Origin of the sequence: Nocardia sp. CA-136227 (assembly GCF_050955695.1) — a bacterium.
Classification (GTDB): Bacteria; Actinomycetota; Actinomycetes; order Mycobacteriales; family Mycobacteriaceae; genus Nocardia.
Map to the genome: position 1 here is coordinate 7,388,693 of NZ_CP192081.1, position 19,696 is coordinate 7,408,388.

Genomic DNA, 19,696 nt, shown 5'->3' on the forward strand with positions numbered 1-19,696 from the left:
TCCGGCCCGAAACACCGGGCTGCCGAACCTGATTGACCAGGGCGGCGCTACCGAATCGGTAGCGCCGCCCTCGTCGTTTCCGGTCACGGTGTGGCCCGGTTCACGAGGCGTTCACCGCCCAGCGGCTAATCTCGGGCAACAAACTCGGCGGGAGTTCGCCATACTGCAAGGTATGACGGATGCGCGGGCGGTGCGGGTCGAGATCGGGGTGGAGTCTCTGGGCGGGGTCCGGATCGCCGAACAGGCGGGGGCGGCGCGCGTGGAGTTGTGTTCGGGCCTGACGGTCGGCGGGCTCACGCCGGGTCCCGCGCTCATCGAGGCGGCCGTGGCCGCGGCCGGGCACACCCAGGTGCACGTGCTGATCCGGCCGCGCCCCGGGGATTTCCGCTACACCCCCGACGAGGTGGCGCTCATGCGCGCCGATGTCGAGCGGGTCCGCGCGGCGGGCGCGCACGGCGTGGTGGTCGGCGTGCTCGACGAGGACGGCCACGTCGATCCGGCCGCCAATACCGAACTGCTGGCCGCCGCCGACGAGCTGGAGGTCACCTTCCACCGGGCGTTCGACGTGTGCGCCGATCCCTACGCGGGTTTCGACCAGCTGCTGGAACTGGGTTTCACCCGGCTGCTCACCTCCGGCCGCCAGGAGTCCGTGCTGGACGGCGCGTCCCTGATCGCGCGCATGGTGAGCCTGTCCGACGGCCGCATCGACGTGATGGCCTGCGGCGGCCTGCGCGCCGACAATGCCCGGCGGGTGATCGAGCTGACCGGCACGCGGGATCTGCATGCGGCCGTGCGCATTCCGGTGCCCGGCCGCCCGCAGTCCGACACCGAGGTCACTTTCGCCGAGTTCGGGGTGCCGAGCGGTTTCGACCATTTCGCCACGGACGCCGACGGTGTCGCGGCGTTGTGCGAAGCGGCGAGGACGGCCGTCTAGCCGGACGCGAACTCCCCTGCGATCCAACAAGTTTGCTGTGACACCCCTGAAGTTTGCTGTGCAAAAGGATAATTCGGTCATCTGAGATAGGACGCTTGACCAAAGCGTTGCCGGGTCATATCTTTTTGGGCACGCTCTTGCTACAAAGTGGTCTGGATCACATTACAGATCCGTCACGGGACAGCACGCCGGCCTCCGCTGCCCCACTCTCTCTAGGGGTTTCACGTTGATAGCTAGAAGAAGTCTGTCCCTGCTCGGGGCCGCCGGCATCGCACCGCTGCTCGTCGCCGTCCTGCCCGCCGCCCCGGCCGGCGCCCACGGCTACGTGGCGTCACCGCTCAGCCGCCAGGCCCAGTGCGCGAAAGGTCTATTGCCCTGCGGCGACATCCAATACGAGCCGCAGAGCGTGGAAGCGCCCAAGGGCTCGGACAAGTGCAGCGGCGGCAACTCCCGCTTCCCGGAACTGGATGACGACAGCAAGCCGTGGAAGGTGCAATCCGTCGGCAGCACAGTGACTTTCACCTGGACGTTCACCGCCCTGCACCGCACCCTGAACTGGGAGTACTTCATCGGCGGCGCCCGGGTCGCGGTCTTCGACGGCGGCAACAATCCCCCGCCCCAGGACGGCGTCAGCCACACCGTGGACCTGAGCAAGTACAGCGGCCGCCAGAAACTGCTGGCGGTCTGGAACATCGGCGACACCGCCAACGCCTTCTACTCCTGCGTCGACCTCCAGATCGGGAGCGGCGGCGGAACACCCACCACCACAAAGCCTCCCGTCACCACGACCACGAAGCCGCCGACCACGACGCCTCCGGCCACCACCTCGACGGCGCCGACCACGACGCACAGTCACCAGCCGCCGCCCAGCACCACCCACAGCCACCAGCCCCCGGCCACCACCACGGCGCAGCCGAGCGCGGGCGCGTGGACGGTCGGCGAGCACTACGCGGTGGGCGATGTCGTCACCTACAGCGGCAAGCGCTACCGCTGCCTGCAGGCGCACACCGTGTACGACCCGGGCTGGACGCCGATGGCCGCGCCCGCCCTCTGGCAGGCGCTCTAGAACCCCCGCGCCGCGAGTGAGGGGTTCGGTGACCGCCGAATCCGAACCCGGAGAGGACTCGCGGAATGGGAGAGGGGCGTGTTTCCTCGGAAACACGCCCCTCGCACTATCTTTCGTCGAGAAGTCCGGTCGATCAGGAGTCGGGCCGCGAATGCCGTCCGCCGCGCGGCGGTTCGGGCGGCGGCCCCGGGTTCCGCGCACCCGGCTCCGACCACGGCTCGTCGGGATGGAACCAGGACGACGTGGTGTATCGCGGCTCCTGCGGCGGCGCCCCACCGTCGAACCACGACTGCTGCGGCGGCGGCGCGGACTCGACCGGAGTCGGACCCGGTTGCACCACACTGGTTCTCGGCACCGTCGGCTCCCCGTCCCCGGATTCGGCGGGCGCCTGGCGCGGCGGCGCCGGCTGTGGCCCGGTGCGCGGGTTGTCGGTATCCGGTCCGAGCCGCACCACGAACTGCGAACCCGAGCGCGGTGCGTTCGAATCGCCGCCGCGCCGCGCCGTGGGCTGTCCGCCGGTGCGCGGTCCGCCCGCCGGTCCACCGGGTCGCCGGGGCGTATTCCGTTGCGGCCCACCACTCCGCGGCCGATTGCCGCCCGCGGCCGCGACCGCGCGCACCGTGCCCGGCGGCCGCGCCAGCAGCACCGCGATGGCGGTGGTCAGCGGCACCGACAGCGCCAGCGCGATACCGCCGACCGCGGAGCGCGCGATCTCGATGCCCACCGCGTCGCCGGTCAGCACGTCGCGCATGGACCGCCCCGCCACGCTGAACAGCATCAGCAGCGGCAGCGCGCCACCGGCGTAGGCGAGCACCAGGGTGTAGACGGTACTGGCGATATGGTCGCGCCCGACCCGCATGGCGGCCGCGAAAATTCCGCGCCGCGTGGACTTCTCGTCCAGCGCCGCCAATTCGAAGGCCGCGGACGCCTGGGTGATGGTGACGTCGTTGAGCACACCCAGCGAGCCGATGATGAACCCGGCGAGCAGCAGCCCGGTGATGCTCACATGCTGCAGATAGGTGGCGACATTGGTGTTCTGCTCTTCGGAGAACCCGGTCAGATGGGTGATCTTCAGTGCCGCCCAGGACAATACGGCCGCCAGCACCATCGCCGACAGCGTGCCCAGCAGCGCCGAACTGGTGCGCAAGTTCACCCCGTGCGCGAGATACAGCACCGCGTACAGGATCACCGCGCCCGCGACGAGTGCCGTGGGGATGGCGGGCTTTCCGTCCAGCAGCGCGGGCAGCAGGAACACCACCAGGACGCCGAAGGCGACCACCAGTCCGAGCAGCGCGCGCAGTCCGCGCCACCGCGCGACCGCGATGATGACGACGGCGAACACGATGCCGATGATGGTCAGCGGCAGTCCGCGCGCGTAGTCGTCGAAGGAGTAGGTGGTGACCAGGCTGGGGTCGGCCTTGGGATCCGCCTTCGGATCCACTTGGCGCACGATGCGGATCTTGTCGCCGGCGCGCAGATCGGGTTGCCCGGGCCCGGGCGCGATCTCGAAGAGCGTCTTCTCACCCTGGCTGGGCCCGGAGTCGATGGTGACGATGCTGCGCTGGCAGGAGTAGCCGTTGGCGCGCGGGGCCTGCGGTTCGTCGCTGAAGACCCGGCCGTTGGAGGGGCTGCCGCAGGGGCCGATGTCCTGCTTGATCACCGTGCCGGCCTCGGTCTGCACCGCACCGCCGCCGCCGTTCTGCATGGGCAGGGGGATGTCGATGTGCTGAGCGCTGGGCCAGAGCCAGATCAGCCCGGCCACGACCGCCACGCCGATCAACGCGAGCAGTCCGATCACGACCTTGGCCGCATTGGCTCCGATCGCGATGGGTCCCGAGTGGTCGTGATGGTGGTGATGGTGATCGCTCACGCGGAGAGCCTAAACGAAAACGATTTTTGACATGCTGAGAGGTCTCGGCATTTCGCCAGGTGAGCCAGGTGAGGCGGTCGCGATCGCGAGAATTTTTTAGGGGGCGGCGGAGAGCAGGGGGATGTCTCCGCCGCCCGGGGTCAGCGGCCCAGGGGGGTAGGCCGACTAACCAGGGCCGGACGGCCCAGGGGGGGTAGGCGGTCCGGCCGGGCACTCGAAGTGCCGAGGCCCACTGTACACAAAAGACGGTTCTTTGCGCTAGCTAAGTCTCTAAAAACCCAACTTTTTCGTACCAGCGGTTTGTTTTAGCCAGAGTCCCACCTGTGCCACACCGCGCGAGGGAGGGTGTCCGCTCCCGGACAAAACCGTATAGACGCAGGTCGAGAGGGCTCACGCGATACCCCATGAACCCTACCGGTAGCTATTTCCGCCCGGAAGTTATTGGCGGTAGCTGGACAGGAAGTTGCCGAAGCGTTCGATGGCGACCGACAGATCCCGCGCCCACGGGAGCGTCACGATGCGCAGGTGGTCGTGGTGCGGCCAGTTGAAGCCGGTGCCCTGCACCATCAGGATCTTCTCCTGCAGCAGCAGATCCAGCACCAGCTTCGAATCGTCGTGGATCTCATGGACTTCCGGATCCAGCCGCGGGAACGCGTACAGCGCGCCCTCCGGCTTCACGCACGACACGCCCGGAATCGTGTTCAGCTTCTGCCAGGCCACATCCCGCTGCTCCAGCAGCCGCCCGCCCGGCAGCACCAGATCGTCGATGCTCTGATGTCCGCCCAGCGCCACCTGAATGGCATGCTGCGCGGGCACATTCGGGCACAGGCGGGTGGAGGCCAGCAGGTCGATGCCCTCCAGGAAGCCGCCCGCGTGATCCTTCGGACCGGTGATGACCAGCCAGCCCGAGCGGTAACCCGCCACCCGGTAGGCCTTGGACAGGCCATTGAAGGTGAGGCACAGCAGGTCGGGGGCCAGCGTCGCCAGCGACACGTGCTTGGCGTCGTCGTAGAGGATCTTGTCGTAGATCTCGTCGGCCAGCAGCAGCAGCTGATGCTTGCGGGCCAGGTCCACCACCTGCTGCAGCACCTCGGCGGAGTACACCGCGCCGGTGGGGTTGTTCGGGTTGATCACGACAATCGCCTTGGTCTTGTCGGTGATCTTGGATTCCATGTCGGCGATGTCGGGCTGCCAGCCGTTGGACTCGTCGCACAGATAGTGCACCGGGGTGCCGCCCGCCAGCGAGGTCATCGCCGTCCACAGCGGATAGTCCGGCGCGGGGATGAGCACCTCGTCGCCATTGTCGAGCAGCGCCTGCATGACGATGGTGATCAGCTCGGAGACGCCATTGCCCAGGTAGACGTCGTCCACATCGAATTCCGGGAAGCCCGGCACCACCTCGTAGCGGGTGAAGATGGCCCGGCGAGCGGACAGGATGCCCTTCGACTCGCTGTAGCCCTGCGCGTACGGCAGCGCCGCGATCATGTCGCGCATGATCACGTCAGGCGCGTCGAACCCGAACGGGGCGGGATTGCCGATGTTCAGCTTGAGGATGCGATGACCCTCGGCCTCCAACCGCGCCGCATGCGCGTGTACCGGCCCCCGGATCTCATAGAGAACGTTCTGGAGCTTGGTGGACTGCTCCAGCCTGCGCGGGGACCGATGCGGTAGGTGACTCTGAGGGCTCACCCCGTCAATGGTGCCATTAGCCCGCAACCAGCTTTTTTCACCGCGAGGTATCGGGCGGCAACACGCTGCGGGCGGCGGTGGAGCCGCAGAAGTCCTCGATCCTTTCGTCCAGGTCGCGCGACTCTCCGGCGTCGCGGAACTCGGGGCTGGCGAGGCGCTGACGGAGGACGGACAGGCGCTCCTCCAATTGGGCGATGCGTTTGTCCTCGTCCAACTCGAGCACCGGTTCGAGGGCCGCGGCGGCGCCGTCGAGGCTGCCGTTGATCAGGTGGGCGGCCGCGTTGTCGACCCGGGCCAGCGACTCCGCGCCGTAGGAGCGCTTGTCGGTGGGGCCGTTCACATACAGGTCGATGGCGCGGCGGGTGGCCTCCAGCGCGGGTTCGGCCTGGCCGAGATGGATGTAGGTGGCGCCCGCGTAGTAATGGCTCTTGGGCTGGTCGAAGCCGAAGACGCCGCCGACGTCGTCGTGCAGGGTGTCGCTGGATTCACCGTCGCGGGCCTCGTCGGCGGCGCGGATGCAGCGTTCGGTGTCGGCGGCGCTGCCCAGCCGCGACCAGATGCGGGCCTCGATGTTCAGCAGCCGCACCTTCGAGGTCGCGGATTCGGTGTAGCGCTGGCCGCTCTGGGCCAGCAACACCGCGCGGCGCGGGCGTTCGGAGCGGTACTCGATGAGCGCCTGCATGCCGCGAGTCCAGGCGCGCAGCGGATTGTGCTCGCACAGCTCGGCGTAAGCCCATGCGGCCCTGGCCTGTTCACCGGCCGCGTCGAAATAGCCCAGATCCGTACTGGCATTCGCCAGCAGGCCGGACAAAGTGCCCGCCAACAGATACAGATGCGCCGTATCCGACGGCCGCTGATGGCCTTCCAGCAACCGGTACACACGCCGCCGGACCCGCAACATCTCCACCATCATCGGCACCGGAGGCATGTGCACGTAGTCGTTGGCGATGCGCGTGACATCGGCATCGAGCTGTTCCAGCAGGGTGGCACCCACATTGGTGCCCTCGGCCCGGCCGGCGTGCTCGCTGGCTTCATGGGCAGCCGCCATGATCAAGTCCCTCTCCGAAATCGCCGCTAACGCATCGCCCCTCATCGCACCCGTGTCGACGAGTGCCAGCAGTTCCGCGTCGCTGGAATAACTGGCCTGCGCCGGCATGCCGCTCCACAGCTCGGAACCGCCTTGGCGCACATCGAAACCGGGAACGGCGGGGCCACTCGAGGGCTGGTCGATCAAGGCCGCGAACCGTGCCCGCACCACATCGTCGGACCTGGCAAGGGATGTATCGAGGGCGGCCTGATTGATGGGGCGGGGATGCACCCGATCGCCCCCCGCCTCCCATTTCGAGACCAGTCGTTCGTGGACGCCCAGGTGGGCGGCGAACTCCCTGATGCTCATGCGTTTGGCATCACGGAGGGCACGGGCCTCTTTGCCTGACCAGTGCCGTACCACGGTGCCATCCCTTCCGAACGAACTCCGAACTCCAGGGTACGAGCGGAAAGTGGCCGCGGCCACAGCCGAAACCTAGCTGGTACCAGGCTTTATACGTAGCCGCGACAGTGGCGGCGGAAAGGCAGTGGAAGGCGGGTGTGCGGGCGTTTTCCCATCCGCCTCCGGCGCGCGACCCTGGTGACCAGGGGAAGGAGGCGGGGAAGTGAACGCGGACAAGCTCAGAACAGTCGACGACTGGGTTTCCTACTACCGGCACGAGTTCGGGCTGCCGGTCACCGAGCGCGGCGGATTCGTCATGCTCCCCGTCACCGCGCAGGTCGCGGTCGTGCACCTACCGGTCGCCCGAGCCGAAAGGGTCCGCAGCGCACTGCAACAGCGCCGGACCGATGGCCCCATGCTGGCACGCCAGATTCGCTGGAGCTTTCTGGCCGAACCGGATTCACGCCCCGGCGCCCAGATCATGGAGGTCCTGGACCGCCTCGACATCGGCATTCCGACGGTCGGCAGCGCGGTCATGCTCCCCACCGGCCTCGGCCGCTGGACCCGCGAGGGCTGCCACTGGGTGCGCCCGCCCGCCCGAGACGCCAAACTCCCACCCCTGTCGGCGATCATCACGACAGCTCTGGCGGTGGGACCGGGAAGCGAGGATTGAACGCAGCCTTTCCTCGCACCGGCGCGATCCGCGCCGGAACCACCGGGTCCGCCCCTTCTCTGGCAGTCGACGGGGCGGGCTCGGCGTGTCAGCGCGCTTGTTGCCCCTGGGCCGGGGCGGGCGGGAAGAGCGGGGGCAGGGTGGGAACGATCACCGGCGGGAGGCCGGGGATGAGGGTGATGGTGTTGGGGCCGACCGTGGTGGTGGGGGCCTCGGTGGTGGTGGTCGTGTTCTGCGGCTGCGGCGGACCGGCCAGCGCCTCGTTGGTGGCGTCGGTGGTGCTCGGGGCGACGGTGGCCGGTTCGCTCGGGCGGGTGGTGCTGGTCGGGACCGAGCTGGTGACCGCGTCCGGGCGCTGCGAATCGTGGCTCAGCACTTGGGTTCCCCAGCCCAGGGTGATGCCGATGGCGGCCACCACGACCAGCGCGCCCACGGCGACACCGGCGAAGCTGAGCTCGCGGCGGCGGCCCGGACCGTCGGTCGTGCCGGGGACCAGGAGCTGGGCCGGGGCGGGCTCGGCGGGCCGCGGCGCGATCTCCTCGCGCGGCGCGGCCGGGAACGGGGCGGGGGCCGGGCGCGGCATGACCGGGCGGGCCAGCATGGCGGCGCCGCGGGTCACCACCGTCTCGGGCGCGGCGGGCACGATCACCGGGACGCCCAGCCAGCGCCGCAGAACCCTTGCCACCAGCGGAATCTGGGCGCAGCCGCCGAGCAGGGCGACGGCCTGCACGGGCTGCTCGGAGCGCAGGATGACATCGCGGGTCATGCGCGCGGAGGATTCGACGGCCAGCATGATGAGGGCCTCGAAGTTCTCCTGCGACAGCAGGACCAGCCCCTCGGTGGAGGGCAGAGCCACCGCGCTGCTGCCGGAGAGCTGTTCCTTGGCCTCGCGGCACAGCTTGTCCAGGGCGGTGAGGCCGGTGTGATCCGGCGGATGGGCGATGCGCCCGGAGGCGATCTGCTGTTCGCGGATGAGCGCGTCCAGATAGTCGCCGCTGATGTCGCTGGTGCGCTCGGTGAAGCAGACCTGGCGGGTGCCGATGTCGACCACCGTCACGGACAGACCGGACGCACCTAGGTCGTAGAGCGCGACGGTGCCGAAACCCTGCAGCTCACCGGAGTATTCGAGGAACTCCAGCGCCGCCACCACATCCGGCACCAGCTCGTAGTTGGTGAACTGCCGGCGGGCCAGCTCGGCGCGGATGGCGCGCGCGTGGTTCTCGTCGCGATAGGCGATGGCGGTGGCGCTGATCCGCGAGTCGGCGGCCAGCACCGCTCCGACCGCGTCGGCGACCAGCTCGTCGACCCGGCGTTCGCCGACCGGCACGGCCTGCACGTCGAACGCGTCGGGGGGACCGTCGAATCCGCTACGGGCCCGGCCGTATCCGGGCGCGGGCGGCACGGCGAAATTCCTGGTGGGCTCGGTGGAATCACCGGTGTACGGACGTGCGACGCGAACCGCGCCCGCCCCCACCGACACTCCCAGCACCGAACTCATCGCCAGCCCATCTCGTTCACACCTACCTGTCGTCGCCACCTTACGACGTGCCGGGCCATCCGTACACCCGGCGAACCCGCCCACCGGACGGCGTAATAGCGCCATTCCATGACGGTCAACTGTCCAGGCAGCGGCCGATTTCCGCCGGACGCCCGGCCGAACCGGCTACCCCGTAACGCAACTCACGCGCGCCGGGGTCGTGGCTCACTGCCGGGAGGCGAAGTTCAGGTAGGCCTTCGACGGCGTCGGCCCCCGCTGCCCCTGGTACTTGGAGCCCACGGTGGCGCTGCCGTACGGGTGCTCGGCCGGACTGGTCAGCCGGAACAGGCACAGCTGGCCGATCTTCATCCCCGGCCACAGCGTGATCGGCAGGTTCGCGACGTTCGACAGTTCCAGGGTGATGTGCCCGCTGAACCCCGGATCGATGAACCCGGCGGTCGAGTGGGTCAGCAGCCCGAGCCGGCCCAGGCTGGACTTGCCCTCCAGCCGCCCGGCCAGATCGTCGGGCAGCGAGCACACCTCGAGCGTGGAGCCGAGCACGAACTCACCCGGGTGCAGCACGAACGGCTCGCCCTCGGCGGGCTCGACCAGCGAGGTCAGCTCGTCCTGCCGCTGCGCCGGGTCGATATGGGTGTAGCGGGTGTTGTTGAACACCCGGAACAAGCTGTCCAGCCGCACATCGATGCTCGACGGCTGCACCAGCTTCTCGTCGAACGGGTCGAGCCCGAGACGTCCATTGGCGATTTCCTTGCGGATGTCGCGATCTGAAAGCAGCACGCGCAAGAGCGTATGTCAATGATCGGTCGGCGAGTCGACTGGCCCGGCCTCGATGACCTGCTTCGGCTTGCGCAGACCCCAGGTGGCGTGGGCCTCCGCGCGCATCCGAGGCACCATGTGCGGGTAGTGCAGCTCGAAGGCGGGGCGTTCGGAGCGGATGCGGGGCAGCTCGTAGAAGTTGTGCCGGGGCGGCGGGCAGGTGGTGGCCCACTCCAGGGAGTTGCCGTAACCCCACGGGTCGTCCACGGTGGCCAGTTCGCCGTAGCGGTAGGACTTGAAGACGTTCCAGACGAACGTGATCATCGAAAACCCGAGGATGAACGAGCCGACGGTGGAAATGGTGTTGAGCGTGGTGAATCCGTCGCTGGGCAGGTAGTCCGCGTAGCGCCGCGGCATGCCCTCGTTCCCCAGCCAGTGCTGCACCAGGAAGGTGGTGTGGAAGCCGAGGAACGTGGTCCAGAAGTGCAGCTTGCCGAGCCGTTCGTCGAGCATCCGCCCGGTCATCTTGGGGAACCAGAAGTAGATGCCCGCGAAGGTGGCGAACACGATGGTCCCGAACAGCACGTAATGGAAGTGCGCCACAACGAAATACGAGTCCGACACGTGGAAGTCCAGCGGCGGCGAGGCCAGGATGACGCCCGACAGCCCGCCGAACAGGAACGTGACCAGGAAGCCGACCGAGAACAGCATGGGTGTCTCGAAGGTGAGCTGGCCGCGCCACATGGTGCCGATCCAGTTGAAGAACTTCACCCCCGTCGGCACCGCGATCAGGAACGTCATGAACGAGAAGAACGGCAGCAGCACCGATCCCGTCGCGTACATGTGATGCGCCCACACCGCGATCGACAGCGCGCCGATGGCCAGCGTCGCGTACACCAGGGTGGTGTAGCCGAACAGCGGCTTGCGGCTGAACACCGGGAAGATCTCGGTCACGATCCCGAAGAACGGCAGCGCGACGATATAGACCTCGGGATGCCCGAAGAACCAGAACAGATGCTGGTAGAGGATGGCCCCGCCATTGGCCGAGTCGAAGACGTGCCCGCCCAGGTGCCGATCGAACTCCAGCCCCATCAGCGCGGCGGTCAGAATCGGAAACGCCAGCAGCACAAGCACACTGGTGACCAGGATGTTCCAGGTGAAGATGGGCATCCGCCACATGGTCATGCCCGGGCAGCGCAGGCACACGATCGTGGTGACCATATTGACGCCGCCCAGGATGGTGCCGACACCGGACACCGCCACACCCATGATCCACAGGTCCGCGCCCATGCCCGGCGCGTGTTCGGCCAGGCTGAGCGGGGTGTAGGCGGTCCAGCCGAAGTCGGCCGCACCGCCGGGGGTGATGAATCCGGCGGTCGCCATGAGCGCCCCGAACAGGTACAGCCAGTAGCTGAGCGCGTTCAACCGCGGGAACGCCACGTCCGGCGCGCCGATCTGCAGCGGCAGCACCGCGTTGGCGAAGCCGAACACGATCGGGGTCGCGTAGAACAGCAGCATGATGGTGCCGTGCATGGTGAACAGCTGATTGAACTGTTCCGGGGTCAGGAACTGCATGCCCGGCCGGGCCAGCTCCGCCCGCATCAGCAGCGCCATCAGGCCGCCGATCAGGAAGAACGCCATGGCCGTGAACAGATACATGTTCCCGAGCATCTTGGGATCGGTGGTGGTGATGGCCTTCCACAGGTATGAGCCCTGCGGGTTCATCCGACGTGGAAACGGCCGCACGGGTTCGAGCTCGGGAACCTCACGAGCGGGCACCGCGGTCATACGTCCTCCTCGACCGCCGAGCAGGAGCACCGAACCAGCGCCAGCTAACGTTCAGCGCATCCAAACTTCCAGTGGTGGACGGGTTTTCGACCCTGCGGGCCAGTGTAGGACCGGCCGCGCGCGGAACTCGGTGCTTCGGCGAAAGAGCTACGCGATCTTCGGCGCGTCGCGCCGACACGGGCGATAGATCGGGTCTCGGGCCCCGCACCCCCACCGCCTCGAAACCCCGGCGGCCCGGGCCCGCGAATTTGCACCGGCGGAGAAGTGGTCTGATAGAGTCGCGTGCGCAAGCAGGACCGTGCCGGTGTGGTGTAGTGGCAACACGCTACCTTCCCAAGGTCGAATTGCGGGTTCGATTCCCGTCACCGGCTCTCACGAGAAGCCCCGCCCGATTCGGGCGGGGCTTCTCGCATGTCAGGGCCCTACTTGGTGCATTCGGTGGCGATCCGCTTGCCGGCCTTGCCCGCCTTGAGCAGATCCTCGGTGCCGAGGCTCACCTTGGTGGGGTTGGTGCCGTTGGCACTCTCGATGATCTTCTGGATGCCGCTGTCCGACAGGCCTTCCTGGATGTAGATCCCGGCCACACAGTCGGCGGTCTGCTGGCTGAGTTTGCCCTTGTCCTGCAAGGCTTTCGAGACCTCGGCGGCGGTCAGCGCGCCGACCGCGCCCGGCGTCGCCGCGATCGAGGACGGGAGGGTCACCCCGGAGGGGAGCGTGGGCAGACCGGACGGGAGGGTGGTGGGCAGGCCGGACCCGCTGGTCGGCGCCACGGAGGTCGGCACACCCGCGGGCGTGGGAGTGGGCGTGGCCGCCTGCTGGCTGTTGGCGCAGGCGGACAGTAGGGGCAGCGCGAGCAGCGCCACCACGACGACGGATTTCCGCATGGTGTGATCCCTCCCGGATGCCGGGTCGATCCCGGTCGATTCAGAAATTGCACACCGGCACCGGAGAGTTAACAAGGGCGGCGCGGAAACCTCAGGCCGCCAAGGCCCCTGGCGGCCGGAGCCGCCGGGGAGCCACCCGCTACTGCTGCTTGAGGCAGTCGGTCACGATCTTGTTGGTGGCCGTGCGCGCCTTCTCCGCGTCCTCCTTGCTCATACCGAGCGACTCCGGATCGGTTGCGGCCGCGGACTTGGCGTCATTCTTGATCATGATGCGCAGGCCGTCCTGCGAAATACCCTGATCCACATAGACTTTGGCGGCGCAGTCGGCGAGCTTCGCGTCCTTGAGGCCGCCGTCCTGCAACGCCTTGGAGACGTCCGCCTGGCTGACGTCGGCGGGCTTGTCGCCGCCGCCGCAGCCGGCCAGCAGGGGAAGGGCGACGAGCGCGGCAGCCATCAGGCCTGTGCCGCTCAGAGAAAGACGCACCGGTGCCTCGACTCTCATGATTCGATGGGAGAAATACGCCTGGCACCTTCTCACAGATCCATCGCGGCGCGCAGCGCTGTATCGATTCGCTCGGCCGTCTCGGCGTCCACCTCGGCGACCCGCTCGGCCAGCCAGCCGCGATAGATGCGGCCCAGATTGCCGGCGTGCACCCAGCCGTGGCCCGGAATCGGGACCGCGAGGATGTCCTGCGGATCGGCGGCCTCGACCTCGGCCGCGATCAGCCAGGGCCGCGGCGACTCGTTGATGCCGTCGCTGGAGATGAGAACGATGGTGCGGGTACGGGTGGTGCCGTGCGGGTGGTAGACCCAGAGTTCACCCCTGCGCACGCAGCTCCTTCTCGGCGGCCAGCATTTCCGCCTCGTCGGCGGCGGCGAGGTCGACCGGATCCGATGCCGGGCCGCACCCCAGCCGCACGGCTTCGCGACGCGCGGCGCGGGAGATCCACGCCGACGGCGACATGCCCGCGCGGGCGGCGGCGTCCTGGGCATAGGACCAGGCGGCCTCGTCCAGCGACAGGGTCACTTTCCGGGTTGCCATACCTTTTATCGTACCGCCGGGGGCCCGTTTTCCAGCCTGTTGGCGACACGTCAACAACTGTAGGGTGGCATCAGCGATCGCGGCCTGGGGAGTGACAGATGACCACGTTGAACCATTACCGGACCGGCAGCGGCGAACCGCTCGTGCTGGTGCACGGCGTCGGCAGCCGCTGGGAGGTATGGGAGCCGATCATCGGCACGCTGGCCGAATCCTTCGACGTGATCGCCGTGGACCTGCCCGGCTTCGGCGGCAGCGAGCCGCTGGCCGACACCACCGTCACCACCCTGGCCGACGCGCTGGCCGCATTCCTCGCCGCCGAGGGGCTCGAACAGCCGCATCTGGCGGGCAATTCCATGGGCGGCGGCATCGTCCTGGACCTGGCCGCGCGCGGCCTGGCCCGCTCGGCCACCGCCTTCTCCCCCATCGGCTACTGGGACACGTCCGGCCGGATCTGGTGCCAGCAGGCGCTCGGGCGGGCGAAACAACTGCTCACCGCGGCGCGCCCGGCCGTGCCCACCGTGCTCGGCAACACCGTGGGCCGGTCCGCGACCCTCGGCCTGGTGTTCGGCAAGCCCTGGCAGCTCGACACCCGGATGTCGATGGAGACCGTCGAGGGCCTGCTCGGCGCGGCGGGCTTCGATCCCGCGCTGGCCTCCTTCACGAACTTCCGGCTCCCCGAACCGGGCGCGCTGGCCGATGTCCCGGTCACCATCGCCTGGGGCAATCGTGACATTCTGCTCACGTACGCCACCCAGGCCCGCCGCGCCCGCGCGCTGCTGCCCGGTGCGCGGCACGTCACCCTGCACGGCAGCGGCCACACGCCGTTCTCCGACGATCCGGCCGGCTGTGCGCGACTGCTCCTGGACCAGCTCGGATAAGGAATGACCGTGAGCCACAACGTTTCCCTGACCATCGCCGGCGACCGGGCGTACGTGGCCCTGGATCGGCCGGACAAGCACAACGGCCTGACCATCGACATGCTCAACGAGCTGGTCCGAGTGGCGGGCGTGATCGGCAAGCGCCCGGACGTGCGCGCGGTCATCCTGACCGGCAACGGGCCCAGCTTCAGCTCCGGGCTGGACGTCGCCAAGGCGATGGGCAACCCTCTCGACGTGGTCCGCAACTTCGTCCCACTGCCGTGGCGCGGCACCAACACCTTCCAGGAGGCGTGCTGGGCGTGGCGGCGGCTGCCGCAGCCGGTGATCGCGGTGGTGCACGGTCGTTGCTATGGCGGCGGACTGCAGCTCGCGCTGGCGGCCGATTTCCGGTTCGTCACACCGGATTCGGAATTCTCGGTGATGGAGGCCAAGCACGGCCTGATCCCCGACATGACCGGCGCGGCCACGCTGTCGCGGCTCATCGGCATCGATCAGGCGCTGCTGCTGACCATGACCGCCGACCCGGTCGACGCCGCCTACGCCGAGCGCATCGGTCTGGTCACCGAGGTGTCGGCGGACCCGCGCGCGGCCGCCGAGAAGCTGGCCGATCGGATCGCGGCGCGCTCCCCGCACGCGGTGGCGGCCGCGAAGAGAATGTTCGACCGCACCTGGCAAACTTCGGTGCGCCGGACTCTGTCCATCGAACGCGCCACCCAGCTGCCTCTTATCGTCCGACAGGCCCTCGGACGTGATAGGAATGGAAAGTAAGCCAATTCACGGCAAACACACTGGCGTGCAGTCACGATCGACTCGCGATCACTGTTAGCATTTTCACACTTTGCCAACGAGTCGAACGCATTGTGCGGTCCGCCACATACCGTTTGGTCCGCGCATTATTCGGCGAGACCCGGAGGACGCACGCAATTGACCAAGACCGCTCCGCTGCTGCTGTCCGCTGTGGCCGGTGCCACGGCCTTGCTCCTGGCGATGACATCACCGGCCGCAGCGAACCCCAACGCCATCAATCCGATTCCCGTGCTCAACGGAACCAACGGTTTGCCACAGCTACCGGGCCGGACCAAGGCCGTCTTCCAGGTCACCGGCATGGCGAGCCCGAACAACACCCAGGCCTACAACGTGCTCGGCACCGACCTGGGCATCATGTGGGACAACGGCAACGGCGAAATGCTGACCGCCTTCGGTGACACCGCCGGTCTGGGCCTGCCGAACCTGCTGGTCGGCAGCACCTGGGCCTGGCGCTCCAACATCCTGGTCCGCTCGCACACCCAGGACCCGTCCAACGGCGTCTACTTCGACTCCGTGGTGCGGGACATCTTCGGCCAGGCCCGCGACCTGATCCCCAGCCCCAAGATCCCCTTCATCGAGATCAGCCGCATCCCCACCGCGGCCATCTCGGTCGGCGGCACCCAGATCATGAGCCTGATGTCGGTGAAGAGCTGGGACGACGTCGGCCAGTGGACCACCAACTACTCCAGCCTGGCGGTCTCCGGCGACAACGGCGAGAACTGGGTCGAACTGCCGGCCACCCGCCGCGCCGACGACGGCGGCAACTCCAACTTCCAGATGAACGCCTTCGTCAAGCGCGGCGGCTTCCTCTACAACTTCGGCACCGACTCCGGGCGCAACCACCCGGCCTACGTGGCTCGCGTCCCGGAGGGCGCCGCCACCGATCTCGGCGCCTACGAGTACTGGGACGGCGGCCGGTGGCAGAAGGACGTCAACGCCGCGCAGCCGGTGGTGGGCGGCGGCGTCTCCGAGATGTCGGTGATGTGGAACGACTACCTCGGGCAATACATCATGCTGACCACGGACCCGTGGAACTCGGTGGTCATGTACACCTCGCCGAGCCCGGAGGGGCCGTGGAGCCCGCCGTCGGTGCTCATCGACACCCGCGAACTCCCGACCGCGTACGCGCCCTACATCTTCCCGTACCAGACCGGGCGTGACCTGTACTTCCTCACCACCGTCCACAGCCAGTACAACGTGCTGCTGATGCACACGACGCTCTAGCGGAACCCGACTCCCGGGACTCCGCCCCGCTCGACCCGCCGCCCGCGAACGCCCCCGTTCGCGGGCGGCTTTCGTCGGCGGGCACAACTTCTAGACTCGTTCCCATGGATGCCGCCGCATGGGACGAGCACTACTCCGCCACCGAACTGGTGTGGGGCGCGCCCCCGAACGCCACGGTGGTCGAGCAGGTCTTCGGGCTGGAACGCCGGGTGCCGGTCGGCGGGCACGGGATCGGCGAGGGCCGGCCCGAGCTGCCGCGAGTACTCGACCTGGGCTGCGGCGAGGGCCGCAACGCGCTCTGGCTCGCCACCCACGGCTGGCAGGTCGACGCCGTCGACTTCTCCCAGACCGGCATCGACAAGGGTCGTACCGTCGCCGCCCGGCTCTCCCGCTCGGTGCGCGGGCGCATCCACTGGGTGCACGGCAATGTCACCGATCTGGACCGCGCGGGCATCACGGGTCCCTACGAACTGATCCTGGTCGCCTTCCTGCACCTGCCGCCCGAGGACCGGCGCATCCTGCTGCTGCGCGCGGCCGGGATGCTCTCCCCCGAGGGCACCCTGCTGGTCATCGGCAACGACACCCTCAATCTGGCCGAAGGCTATGGCGGCGAACAGGATCCGGCCCTCACCTTCACCCCGGCCGACATCATCGCCGATCTCGCCTCCGCCGAACCGGCCATTCGCGTCCAGATCGCCGACCGCGTGCACCGGCCCACCGAGGACCGCGACGCCATCGACGCCCTGGTGGTCGCCACCCGCCCGGCGGTCGAGGATCCGGACGCGCCGCGGGCTCTCGAGGTTCCCCAGCCTCCGGCGCTGGACATGTTCTGACGGCCGCGGCCCGTCAGTGGTCGACCGTCAGCCCCGTGAGCCGTGCGCTCTCGTCCCACAGCCGCGTGCGGCGGGCCGGGTCGGTGGTGTGCGCGGCCGTCGCGACATCCTTGCGGCGCACGAAGAATCGACCGGACACGCCCTCGAGTTCGGGCGCGGTGGCCAGCCAGACCGGCGTATCGGCCCCGGCGTCGGGACCCGGCAGCAGCGGATTGACCCACTGCGACCAGCCGAAGACCCGCAGCAGCCCGCGCGCGGACTCCCGGCCCAGCCCGGTGTGCCGGATGATCCCCGGATGCGCGCCGTTGACGGTCACGCCGCTGCCCGCGAGCCGCTCGGCCAGGCTGTAGACGAACATCGCGTTCATGTTCTTGGTGCGCCCGTAGGCCACGAAAGGCCGGAAACTGGGCGGGAATCCGAGCGCGCGCGGGTTCCGGAATCCCAGATCGTCGAGATCGACGGGCACCGAGCGCAAGGCGGTCGGTGAGGCCCCGACCACCACCAGTCGCGCGGATCGCCCGGCGTCGGCGAGGTTCTCACCCAGGGTGCGCAGCAGCAGGTACGGCGCGAGGTGGTTGGTGGCCAAGGTCGGCTGCAAGCCCTCGGCGGTGCGGTCGGCGATGTCGGCCACCACGGCCGCATTGCTGATCAGGATGTCGATCCGGCTGTCCCGCAGGCGATCCCCGAGCGCACGCACGTCCGCGACCAGCGAGAGATCCGCGAGTTCGTCCCGCAGCACGGCGTCGGGCACGGCCGCCGTGATCCGTTCCCGCGCGGCGCGCAAGCGGCCCGGGTCCCGCCCGACCAGCACCACCTCCGCGCCGGCCGCAGCGAGCTGCCGCGCGATCGCTTCCCCGATGCCGTTCGTCGCGCCCGTGACGACGGCTGTTGTTCCCCGGTCCATACCCGCTCCCATCAGAGGTTGACAGTGTCAACCTAGGCGCGCTGGTTGACACTGTCAACCGCTGATTACGATGGACCGATGCCGCCGTCCACCCGCACCGTGCTGCTCGATTCCGCCCTCCGCCTGCTCGACGCCGGCGGGGTCGAGGCCGTCACGCTGCGCGAGGTCGGCAGCGGCGCGGGCGTCTCACACAACGCGCCCTACAAACATTTCGCGAACAAGAACGCGCTGCTCGCGGCGGTCGCCGCCCGCGAATTGTCCGAGCGCTCAGCGGATTTCGCCCGCATCGTGCAGGAGCGCCCGGAGCCGGTCGAGATGCTGCGCGGGGTGCTGCACGGCTACATCGCGTGGGCCCTCGAACACCCCGCCCGCTTCAAGCTGGTCTTCGGCCACTGGGCCGACGAGACCACCGAACTCGCCGAGACCGGCCGCAATGCCCAGAACGCGCTGATCGCCCTGGTCGGGCTGGCCCAGGAGGCGGGCAGCCTGCCCGGCGGCGACACCGAACGCATGGCCTCCCTGGTCCGCGCGCTGGCCCACGGGGCCGCCGACCTCGCCTCCTCCGGCCACCTGGACGCGAACGGCAAGGGACACGCGACGCCGACCGACCTCGTCGACGACCTGCTCGCCTACCTCGGCAAGGCCCGCTGAGCCCGCGAGACGGATTCACCCGGCGGTGCGCAACCGCTCAGTTCGCGGACCAGCGCTCCAGCCACGGCTCGATCGCGGCGACGATCTCCTCGAACCCGGCGCGATACGAATGCGCCTGTCCCGCAATGACATGCACCTCGGCCGCATCGGCGGCATCGGGAATGCCGAAGGGGTCGCGCGCGCCATTGACCACGACGACCTCGATGTCGCCGGGTTCCAGCAGTTCCTCGCGCCGCGACTTCTCCGGCTTACCCGGCGGATGCAGCGGGAACGACAACGCGACCACGCCGCGCGCACCCGCCTCGCGCGCGGTCCGGCACGCCACCCGCGCGCCATTGCTGCGCCCGCCCTGGATCAGCGGCGCGCCCCGGACCTTCTTCCGCAGGGCCGCAATGATTTCGAGCCAAGCCGCGTCCTGCACGTCGGCCTTGCCGGGCGCGCGCCGCCCCGCGACCCGATAGGGCTGGGTCACCAACGCCACCGCGCCGCCGAGGGCGACAGCCGAATCCCGCACGGCCAGCAAATCTTTCGCATCGACCCCGCCGCCGGCGCCGTGGGTGAGCACCAGCAGGAATCCGGGCTTCTTCCGCCCGGGCTCGGCGATCTCCGCCTCCGCCGGTCCCGCACTCGTCTCGATCCGCATATACGCACCGTAACCACCGTCACAGGCGGGTTTCGCGCGGCACACCGGAGGTGTGCGCGAGGGTTGCCCACGCGCCCGGAGCCGACTGTGTCGAGGGCCTCACGTCGCCTCCGCATCGATCTCCCGC

Annotated in this window: 19 protein-coding genes, 1 tRNA gene and 1 pseudogene; 9 read left to right on the forward strand and 12 right to left on the reverse strand. The window is 68.8% G+C overall.

Features of this window, described 5'->3' with window-relative positions; genetic code table 11:
* The first annotated feature begins 172 nt into the window (after positions 1 to 172).
* Both ACQP06_RS34185 and ACQP06_RS34190 read left to right on the forward strand, forming a co-directional pair.
* Positions 173 to 934, forward strand: coding sequence for a copper homeostasis protein CutC (locus ACQP06_RS34185; RefSeq protein WP_433669184.1), 762 nt, complete (start codon positions 173 to 175; stop codon positions 932 to 934).
* A gap of 226 nt (positions 935 to 1,160) precedes the next feature.
* Positions 1,161 to 2,000, forward strand: coding sequence for a lytic polysaccharide monooxygenase (locus tag ACQP06_RS34190; protein WP_433669186.1), 840 nt, complete (start codon positions 1,161 to 1,163; stop codon positions 1,998 to 2,000).
* 580 nt (positions 2,001 to 2,580) lie between these two features.
* Here ACQP06_RS34190 and ACQP06_RS34195 read toward each other — a convergent pair.
* The 3 genes and pseudogenes from ACQP06_RS34195 to ACQP06_RS34205 form a co-directional block, all read right to left on the reverse strand.
* Positions 2,581 to 3,870 (reverse strand): annotated as a pseudogene (locus tag ACQP06_RS34195) (YibE/F family protein); the annotation flags it as partial.
* A 438-nt stretch (positions 3,871 to 4,308) separates the two neighbouring features.
* Positions 4,309 to 5,568: a pyridoxal phosphate-dependent aminotransferase gene (locus tag ACQP06_RS34200; RefSeq protein WP_433673513.1), complete on the reverse strand. Its 1,260-nt coding sequence runs from the start codon at positions 5,566 to 5,568 to the stop codon at positions 4,309 to 4,311.
* A gap of 28 nt (positions 5,569 to 5,596) precedes the next feature.
* Positions 5,597 to 6,955: an XRE family transcriptional regulator gene (locus tag ACQP06_RS34205; RefSeq protein ID WP_433669188.1), complete on the reverse strand. Its 1,359-nt coding sequence runs from the start codon at positions 6,953 to 6,955 to the stop codon at positions 5,597 to 5,599.
* Positions 6,956 to 7,211: 256 nt separating this feature from the next.
* On the opposite strand from ACQP06_RS34205, the gene ACQP06_RS34210 reads away from it, so the two are divergent.
* Positions 7,212 to 7,661 (forward strand): hypothetical protein, encoded by a 450-nt coding sequence (locus ACQP06_RS34210; RefSeq protein ID WP_433669190.1) that lies wholly within the window; start codon positions 7,212 to 7,214, stop codon positions 7,659 to 7,661.
* An 88-nt stretch (positions 7,662 to 7,749) separates the two neighbouring features.
* Here the strand turns inward: ACQP06_RS34210 and ACQP06_RS34215 are convergent, their stop codons facing one another.
* From ACQP06_RS34215 to ctaD, 3 genes are all read right to left on the reverse strand, one after another.
* Positions 7,750 to 9,159 carry an Hsp70 family protein gene (locus ACQP06_RS34215; protein ID WP_433669192.1) on the reverse strand — a complete coding sequence of 470 codons (1,410 nt, stop codon included), beginning with the start codon at positions 9,157 to 9,159 and terminating at the stop codon, positions 7,750 to 7,752.
* 204 nt (positions 9,160 to 9,363) lie between these two features.
* Positions 9,364 to 9,936 carry a dCTP deaminase gene (dcd, locus tag ACQP06_RS34220; RefSeq protein WP_404205173.1) on the reverse strand — a complete coding sequence of 191 codons (573 nt, stop codon included), beginning with the start codon at positions 9,934 to 9,936 and terminating at the stop codon, positions 9,364 to 9,366.
* A gap of 15 nt (positions 9,937 to 9,951) precedes the next feature.
* Positions 9,952 to 11,703 carry an aa3-type cytochrome oxidase subunit I gene (ctaD, locus tag ACQP06_RS34225; protein WP_433669194.1) on the reverse strand — a complete coding sequence of 584 codons (1,752 nt, stop codon included), beginning with the start codon at positions 11,701 to 11,703 and terminating at the stop codon, positions 9,952 to 9,954.
* A 300-nt stretch (positions 11,704 to 12,003) separates the two neighbouring features.
* Here ctaD and ACQP06_RS34230 point away from each other — a divergent pair.
* Positions 12,004 to 12,074: transfer RNA gene (locus ACQP06_RS34230), tRNA-Gly, on the forward strand.
* A 51-nt stretch (positions 12,075 to 12,125) separates the two neighbouring features.
* Here the strand turns inward: ACQP06_RS34230 and ACQP06_RS34235 are convergent.
* The 4 genes from ACQP06_RS34235 to ACQP06_RS34250 form a co-directional block, all read right to left on the reverse strand.
* Positions 12,126 to 12,587: a hypothetical protein gene (locus ACQP06_RS34235; protein WP_433669195.1), complete on the reverse strand. Its 462-nt coding sequence runs from the start codon at positions 12,585 to 12,587 to the stop codon at positions 12,126 to 12,128.
* Between the two features lie 139 nt (positions 12,588 to 12,726).
* Positions 12,727 to 13,089: a hypothetical protein gene (locus ACQP06_RS34240; RefSeq protein ID WP_433669196.1), complete on the reverse strand. Its 363-nt coding sequence runs from the start codon at positions 13,087 to 13,089 to the stop codon at positions 12,727 to 12,729.
* Positions 13,090 to 13,121: 32 nt separating this feature from the next.
* Positions 13,122 to 13,418 carry a hypothetical protein gene (locus tag ACQP06_RS34245; protein ID WP_357274464.1) on the reverse strand — a complete coding sequence of 99 codons (297 nt, stop codon included), beginning with the start codon at positions 13,416 to 13,418 and terminating at the stop codon, positions 13,122 to 13,124.
* On the reverse strand, positions 13,405 to 13,629 hold the full coding sequence (locus ACQP06_RS34250; protein WP_357274466.1) for a hypothetical protein: 225 nt from the start codon (positions 13,627 to 13,629) through the stop codon (positions 13,405 to 13,407). The genes ACQP06_RS34245 and ACQP06_RS34250 overlap by 14 nt, the downstream gene beginning before the upstream one ends.
* Before the next feature lie 98 nt (positions 13,630 to 13,727).
* Between ACQP06_RS34250 and ACQP06_RS34255 the strand changes: the two genes are divergently transcribed.
* The 4 genes from ACQP06_RS34255 (at position 13,728) to ACQP06_RS34270 (ending at position 17,371) form a co-directional block, all read left to right on the forward strand.
* Complete coding sequence (locus tag ACQP06_RS34255; RefSeq protein WP_433669198.1) at positions 13,728 to 14,507, forward strand: alpha/beta fold hydrolase; 780 nt, start codon at positions 13,728 to 13,730, stop codon at positions 14,505 to 14,507.
* A 9-nt stretch (positions 14,508 to 14,516) separates the two neighbouring features.
* The gene (locus ACQP06_RS34260; RefSeq protein ID WP_433669200.1) at positions 14,517 to 15,275 is read left to right on the forward strand and encodes a crotonase/enoyl-CoA hydratase family protein; all 759 of its coding nucleotides are present in this window, start codon (positions 14,517 to 14,519) and stop codon (positions 15,273 to 15,275) included.
* A gap of 156 nt (positions 15,276 to 15,431) precedes the next feature.
* Complete coding sequence (locus ACQP06_RS34265) at positions 15,432 to 16,538, forward strand: DUF4185 domain-containing protein (protein WP_433669202.1); 1,107 nt, start codon at positions 15,432 to 15,434, stop codon at positions 16,536 to 16,538.
* Positions 16,539 to 16,642: 104 nt separating this feature from the next.
* Complete coding sequence (locus ACQP06_RS34270; RefSeq protein WP_433669204.1) at positions 16,643 to 17,371, forward strand: class I SAM-dependent methyltransferase; 729 nt, start codon at positions 16,643 to 16,645, stop codon at positions 17,369 to 17,371.
* A 13-nt stretch (positions 17,372 to 17,384) separates the two neighbouring features.
* Here the strand turns inward: ACQP06_RS34270 and ACQP06_RS34275 are convergent, their stop codons facing one another.
* A complete protein-coding gene (locus ACQP06_RS34275; protein WP_433669206.1) occupies positions 17,385 to 18,275 on the reverse strand; it encodes an SDR family NAD(P)-dependent oxidoreductase in 891 nt (296 codons plus the stop codon).
* Between the two features lie 78 nt (positions 18,276 to 18,353).
* On the opposite strand from ACQP06_RS34275, the gene ACQP06_RS34280 reads away from it, so the two are divergent.
* Positions 18,354 to 18,926: a TetR/AcrR family transcriptional regulator gene (locus tag ACQP06_RS34280; RefSeq protein WP_433669208.1), complete on the forward strand. Its 573-nt coding sequence runs from the start codon at positions 18,354 to 18,356 to the stop codon at positions 18,924 to 18,926.
* Between the two features lie 37 nt (positions 18,927 to 18,963).
* Here ACQP06_RS34280 and ACQP06_RS34285 read toward each other — a convergent pair whose 3' ends face one another.
* Positions 18,964 to 19,569, reverse strand: a complete 606-nt coding sequence (locus ACQP06_RS34285; RefSeq protein ID WP_433669209.1) for an alpha/beta hydrolase family protein — start codon at positions 19,567 to 19,569, stop codon at positions 18,964 to 18,966.
* Positions 19,570 to 19,696: the final 127 nt, after the last annotated feature.

Excerpts from the sequence above, each read along its gene's own strand:
- ACQP06_RS34185 (WP_433669184.1), top strand. The coding sequence starts at position 173 with ATGACGGATGCGCGGGCGGTGCGGGTCGAGATCGGGGTGGAGTCTCTG.
- ACQP06_RS34205 (WP_433669188.1), bottom strand. The coding sequence starts at position 6,955 with ATGAGCATCAGGGAGTTCGCCGCCCACCTGGGCGTCCACGAACGACTG.
- ACQP06_RS34215 (WP_433669192.1), bottom strand. The coding sequence starts at position 9,159 with ATGAGTTCGGTGCTGGGAGTGTCGGTGGGGGCGGGCGCGGTTCGCGTC.
- ctaD (WP_433669194.1), bottom strand. The coding sequence starts at position 11,703 with ATGACCGCGGTGCCCGCTCGTGAGGTTCCCGAGCTCGAACCCGTGCGG.
- ACQP06_RS34235 (WP_433669195.1), bottom strand. The coding sequence starts at position 12,587 with ATGCGGAAATCCGTCGTCGTGGTGGCGCTGCTCGCGCTGCCCCTACTG.
- ACQP06_RS34240 (WP_433669196.1), bottom strand. The coding sequence starts at position 13,089 with ATGAGAGTCGAGGCACCGGTGCGTCTTTCTCTGAGCGGCACAGGCCTG.
- ACQP06_RS34250 (WP_357274466.1), bottom strand. The coding sequence starts at position 13,629 with ATGGCAACCCGGAAAGTGACCCTGTCGCTGGACGAGGCCGCCTGGTCC.
- ACQP06_RS34255 (WP_433669198.1), top strand. The coding sequence starts at position 13,728 with ATGACCACGTTGAACCATTACCGGACCGGCAGCGGCGAACCGCTCGTG.
- ACQP06_RS34270 (WP_433669204.1), top strand. The coding sequence starts at position 16,643 with ATGGATGCCGCCGCATGGGACGAGCACTACTCCGCCACCGAACTGGTG.
- ACQP06_RS34275 (WP_433669206.1), bottom strand. The coding sequence starts at position 18,275 with ATGGACCGGGGAACAACAGCCGTCGTCACGGGCGCGACGAACGGCATC.
- ACQP06_RS34280 (WP_433669208.1), top strand. The coding sequence starts at position 18,354 with ATGCCGCCGTCCACCCGCACCGTGCTGCTCGATTCCGCCCTCCGCCTG.
- ACQP06_RS34285 (WP_433669209.1), bottom strand. The coding sequence starts at position 19,569 with ATGCGGATCGAGACGAGTGCGGGACCGGCGGAGGCGGAGATCGCCGAG.